Origin of the sequence: Mesorhizobium sp. M7A.F.Ca.CA.001.10.2.1 (assembly GCF_003998575.1) — a bacterium.
GTDB lineage: Bacteria > Pseudomonadota > Alphaproteobacteria > Rhizobiales > Rhizobiaceae > Mesorhizobium.
On the sequence record NZ_RZQY01001270.1, the window covers coordinates 1 to 595 of the forward strand.

At 61.5% G+C, this 595-nt stretch carries 2 pseudogenes; both read right to left on the reverse strand.

The features are described 5' to 3' along the window. A pseudogene (locus tag EN964_RS36575) lies at window positions 1-365 on the reverse strand (molybdopterin oxidoreductase); the annotation flags it as partial. A 1-nt stretch (window position 366) separates the two neighbouring features. Further along, window positions 367-595, reverse strand: a pseudogene (locus EN964_RS36580) (cytochrome b/b6 domain-containing protein); the annotation flags it as partial.

Genomic DNA, 595 nt, shown 5'->3' on the forward strand with positions numbered 1-595 from the left:
TTCTGGAGTTGCTCGCGGCTGAGCGATAGCGGCTTCTCGACAAGGCCTGAAACCTCCAGTCGCCAGTCGGCAAAGTTGTTGGCGAGCAAGCCCTTGTAGACATCGTCATCGGGAGCGGTGACACCATTCGGCCGCTGCGGCTGGCGGATGTCGGCCTCGGTGAATTCCGGGGCCAGCGCGTCACTTCCGGCAAGCAGCCGCTGTGCGCGGTAGGTCAGGCCATTGGCGTTTTCGAGGAAACTGCGCAGGCCGCTGCCAACACCTAGCTGACTGTCGAAGGCGTCGCAGCCCGACAGCATGATGCCGGAGACGCCAAGACTGGCACCGGTCAGGAATTTGCGGCGGCTGATCTGGAATTTTGCCATGTCAGGCACTCCTCTCGGCTGTATCGTCCTGTGCGGGAGGATCTGTCCGATACCAGCCGGTGATGATCGAGCGCAGTTCGTTGATCGGGCCGGCGGCCAGGATCATCAGGATATGGACGACGAAGAAGGCGACCAATAGCACCATGACGGTGAAATGGATGGTGCGTGCCGTCTGCCGGCCACCGAGCAGATCGTTGAGGAACGGCAGCACCGAATTCATGCTCGGCGAC